The sequence below is a fragment of the Streptomyces sp. NPDC059853 genome (genome assembly GCF_042731495.1).
Classification (GTDB): domain Bacteria; phylum Actinomycetota; class Actinomycetes; order Streptomycetales; family Streptomycetaceae; genus Streptomyces.
The window spans coordinates 1-4,199 of the sequence record NZ_JBHWJL010000388.1 but is presented as its reverse complement, the minus strand read 5'-3'; the positions used below and the strand labels follow the sequence as shown (position 1 = coordinate 4,199).

The window sequence follows — 4,199 nt, the reverse complement described above, 5'->3', positions numbered from 1 at the left end:
GCCGCCGGACATCCCAGATGCCCGGCGGCCGTGGCCGTTATCGCTGGTCAGCGCGGTGACAACGTCACGAGGCGCCCACCACGTCCTTCTCCTCCGCGAAGTGGCACGCCGAGGCGTGCGCCGCTCCGCCACCCGAGTCGCGGAACCGCTCCGGCACCGCCAGCAGCGGCACCTCCTCCGCGCACCGGTCCTGCGCCTTCCAGCAGCGGGTCCGGAACCGGCAGCCCGACGGCGGGTTCGCCGGCGAGGGCACGTCCCCGGTGAGGATGATCCGCTCCCGCGTCTCCCGGCCCTCCGGATCGGCCTGCGGCACCGCCGACAGCAGCGCCTGGGTGTACGGGTGGGTCGGGTGGTCGTAGATCTCGGTGTCGCTCCCGATCTCCGCCATCTTCCCCAGGTACATCACCCCGACCCGGTCGGAGATGTGCCGCACGATCGACAGGTCGTGCGCGATGAACAGGTACGACAGCTCGAATTCCTTCTGGAGCTTGTCCATCAGGTTGATGACCTGCGCCTGCACCGACACATCCAGCGCCGAGACCGGCTCGTCGCACACGATGATCTCCGGGTTCAGCGCCAGACCGCGGGCGATCCCGATCCGCTGCCGCTGCCCGCCGGAGAACTGGTGGGCGTACCGGTTGATGTACTCCGGGTTGAGCCCCACGACCTCCAGCAGTTCCTGCACCTTGCGGCGCCGGTCGCCCTTGGGGGCCACCTCGGGGTGGATCTCGAACGGCTCGCCGATGATGTCACCGACCGTCATCCGGGGGTTGAGCGAGGTGTACGGGTCCTGGAACACCATCTGGATGTTCCGCCGCACCGCCTTCAGCGCGCGCCCGGACAGCTTGCTGATGTCCTCGCCCTTGTAGAAGATCTCGCCGGAGGTCGGCTTCTCCAGGTTCATCAGCAGCTTGGCCACGGTGGACTTGCCGCAGCCCGACTCGCCGACGATTCCCAGCGTCTCGCCCCGGTACAGGGAGAAGGAGATGTCGTCGACGGCCTTGACCGCGCCGATCTGCTTCTTGAAGAGGATGCCCTGGGTGAGCGGGAAGTGCTTGACGAGGTTGCGCACTTCCAGGATCGGCTCGCGGTCGCCCGCGCTCTTGCCGAGGTCAGCCATGGATCGTCTCCTTCCACAGGTGGCAGGCGCTGGACCGCCCGGTGATCGGGGTCCCGTCCCGCTCGGTGACCTGCACCAGCGGAGGAACCTCCGTACGGCACTGGTCGGTGGCCATCGGGCAGCGCGGGTTGAAGGCGCAGCCGGACGGCACGGCGGTCAGGCTCGGCGGCAGACCGGAGATCGCGTACAGCTCCTGGCCCTTGAGGTCCAGGCGCGGTATGGACTCCAGCAGGCCCTTGGCGTACGGGTGCGCCGGCCGCTTGTACAGCTCGTGCACCGGGGCGTTCTCCACGATCCGGCCCGCGTACATCACCGCGATCTTGTCGGCGACGTCCGCGACGACCCCCAGGTCGTGGGTGATGAGGATCAGCCCCATGTTGTGCTCGCGCTGGAGCTCGGCCAGCAGGTCCATGACCTGCGCCTGGACGGTGACGTCCAGAGCGGTGGTCGGCTCGTCCGCGATGATCACATCGGGTTCGAGGGCCAGCGCCATCGCGATCATGATGCGCTGGCGCATACCGCCGGAGAACTGGTGCGGGTAGTCGTTCACCCGCTCCTTGGCGGCCGGGATCCGCACCCGGTCCATCAGCTCGATGGCCTTGGCCTTGGCCTCCTTGCGCGAGGCGCCCCGGTGCACCCGGAACATCTCGCCCAGCTGGAAGCCCACCGACAGCACCGGGTTCAGGGACGACAGGGCGTCCTGGAAGATCATGGCGATCTGGTTGCCGCGGATCTTCCGGCGCTGGGCCTCGGACATCTTGAGCATGTCCTGGCCCCGGAACAGGATCTCCCCGCCGGTGACCTTGCCGGGCGGCATGTCGAGGATGCCCATGATGGTCTGGGCGGTCACCGACTTGCCGGAGCCGGACTCACCGAGCACGGCCAGCGTCTCGCCGGCGTCCACGGTGTAGCTCACGCCGTTCACTGCGTGGGCCGCGCCCTCCCGGGTGTGGAACTCCACATGGAGGTCACGGACCTCCAGCAGCGGTACGCCGGGGGCGTCCGCCGGGGTGATTTCGACCGGTTCGATCGACACGCGCGTCAACTCCCTCAGCGCAGCTTGGGATCGAGGGCATCGCGCACGGCGTCACCCAACATCAGGAAGGACAGGATGGTCACGCTCAGCGCGATCGAGGGGAAGATCAGGATGTGCTCGGCCACCCGGATCTGGTCCCGGGCGGAGTTGATGTCCCCGCCCCAGGAGATCGCCGGGTCGGACAGACCGATGCCCAGGTACGAGAGCGTGGCCTCGGCGGTGATGTACCCGCCCAGCGCCACCATGGCCACCACGATCACCGGGGCCGCGGCGTTCGGCAGGATGTGCCGCAGCAGGATCCGGCCGGTACCGGCGCCCAGCGAACGGGCGGCCTGCACGTAGTCGGCCTGCTTGATGGTGATCACCGAACCGCGCATCACCCGGGCCACGGTGGTCCAGCCCAGGAAGGCCAGGGCCAGGATCACCACCCACTCGGTGCGGGCGTTGAAGGAGACCAGCACGACCATGGCGCCCAGCATGAAGGGGATGCCCATGAAGGTGTCGGTGACCCGGGAGAGCACCGCGTCGATCCAGCCGCCGAAGTAGCCGGCCAGCATGCCGATGAGCCCGCCGGCCACCAGCACCAGCGCGGTCACCGAGATACCGATGATCACCGAGGCCCGCGTGCCGTACACCACGCGGGCGTAGATGCTGCGGCCCTGCTGGTCGTAACCGAACCAGTCGGGCTGGAAGAAGTGGGTCAGTTCCGGCTTCTGCAGGTAGTGCTGGGTCAGGTCGCCCAGCCGCGGGGTCTCGGAGGTGAACACCGAGGGGAACGCCGCGACGAACAGCAGGAACAGGATGATGATCGCCGGGATCACGAACTTGGGCTTGCGCCGCAGATCGCGCCAGGCGTCCGACCACAGGCTGCTCGGCCTGCCCGGCGGCGGGCCGGCCTCGGCGACCAGCACCCCGTCGGGGGTCTTGACCGTCTCGCCGCCCTTGGTGGTCGCCGTGGTGTCAGGAGCCTCAGGCATAGCGAATCCTCGGGTCCAGGACCGCGTAGAGCAGGTCGACGAGCAGGGAGACAACGAGATAGACGACGATCATGAAGGTCACGATGCCGACGACCGTGGAGCCCTCGCGGGTGTTGAGCGCCCGGAAGACCGCCCGGCCGATGCCGTTCACGTTGAAGATGCCCTCGGTGACGATCGCACCGGTCATCAGGTTGCCGAGGTCCACGCCCAGGAAGGTGACCACCGGGATCATGGAGTTGCGCATCAGATGGACGCCGACCGCGCGGCGCTGGGTGAGGCCCTTGGCCCGGGCGGTGCGCATGTAGTCGGAGCGCCGGTTCTCGGCGACCGAGGTCCGCGTCAGCCGCGCGACATAGGCGAGGGAGAGCGCGGCGAGCACCATCGCGGGCAGCAGCAGTTCGCCCCAGTTCTCCGAGTCCTGCACGGAGGGGGTGATCCAGCCGAGCTTCACACCGAAGTAGGTCTGCACCAGGTAACCGAGCACGAAGCTGGGGACCGAGATCAGCAGCAGGGTGACGAAGAGGATGCCGCTGTCGGTCTTCTTGCCGGCCCGCAGACCGGCGATCAGGCCCATGGCGATGCCGACGACGGCCGTGAAGACGAACGCCATCAGGGTGAGTCTGAGGGTGGCGGGGAGCGCGTCACCGATCACATCCATGACCGGGCGTCTGCTGGCGATCTGGACGCCGAAATCACCCTGGAAGACCCCGATGAGGTAGTTCCAGTACTGCTGCATGATCGGCAGGTCCAGGCCCAGTTCCTTCTTCATCTGGGCCATCTGAGCCGGGTCGGGGGCACGCTCGCCCCACAGTGCGGCTATCGGGTCACCCGGCAGGGCGTACATCATCATGAAGATGATGAAGGTCGCCCCCACGAACACCGGGATCATCTGGAGCAGTCGCCGCGCGACGTAGCGCCCCATCGTTCCTCCATGTCAGTCGGCAGGGCCCGGGGGGGCGGCCGGGGGCGGGACGGCCCCCCCCCCCCCCAAGCCCCCCCCGGGGAAAAATTATGGGTATTAAAAAAAAAAAAAGGCCCCCATAAATGTGGTTTTGATAATAGGGGT

Annotated in this window: 4 protein-coding genes; all 4 read right to left on the bottom strand. The window is 67.7% G+C overall.

The annotated features are described in order from the left end of the window. Window positions 1–64: 64 nt before the first annotated feature. The 4 genes from ACFV5N_RS25435 to ACFV5N_RS25420 are packed head-to-tail and all read right to left on the bottom strand — an operon-like array spanning window position 65 to window position 4,055. Window positions 65–1,120: an ABC transporter ATP-binding protein gene (locus ACFV5N_RS25435; RefSeq protein WP_385604172.1), complete on the bottom strand. Its 1,056-nt coding sequence runs from the start codon at window positions 1,118–1,120 to the stop codon at window positions 65–67. Further along, on the bottom strand, window positions 1,113–2,156 hold the full coding sequence (locus ACFV5N_RS25430) for an ABC transporter ATP-binding protein (protein WP_385604169.1): 1,044 nt from the start codon (window positions 2,154–2,156) through the stop codon (window positions 1,113–1,115). The genes ACFV5N_RS25435 and ACFV5N_RS25430 overlap by 8 nt, the downstream gene beginning before the upstream one ends. A 14-nt stretch (window positions 2,157–2,170) precedes the next feature. Beyond that, window positions 2,171–3,133 (bottom strand): ABC transporter permease, encoded by a 963-nt coding sequence (locus ACFV5N_RS25425; RefSeq protein ID WP_030737437.1) that lies wholly within the window; start codon window positions 3,131–3,133, stop codon window positions 2,171–2,173. Beyond that, window positions 3,126–4,055, bottom strand: coding sequence for an ABC transporter permease (locus ACFV5N_RS25420; protein ID WP_385604166.1), 930 nt, complete (start codon window positions 4,053–4,055; stop codon window positions 3,126–3,128). Before ACFV5N_RS25420 ends, ACFV5N_RS25425 begins: the two co-directional genes overlap by 8 nt. Window positions 4,056–4,199: the final 144 nt, after the last annotated feature.

Excerpts from the sequence above, each read along its gene's own strand:
- ACFV5N_RS25435 (WP_385604172.1), bottom strand. The coding sequence starts at position 1,120 with ATGGCTGACCTCGGCAAGAGCGCGGGCGACCGCGAGCCGATCCTGGAA.
- ACFV5N_RS25425 (WP_030737437.1), bottom strand. The coding sequence starts at position 3,133 with ATGCCTGAGGCTCCTGACACCACGGCGACCACCAAGGGCGGCGAGACG.
- ACFV5N_RS25420 (WP_385604166.1), bottom strand. The coding sequence starts at position 4,055 with ATGGGGCGCTACGTCGCGCGGCGACTGCTCCAGATGATCCCGGTGTTC.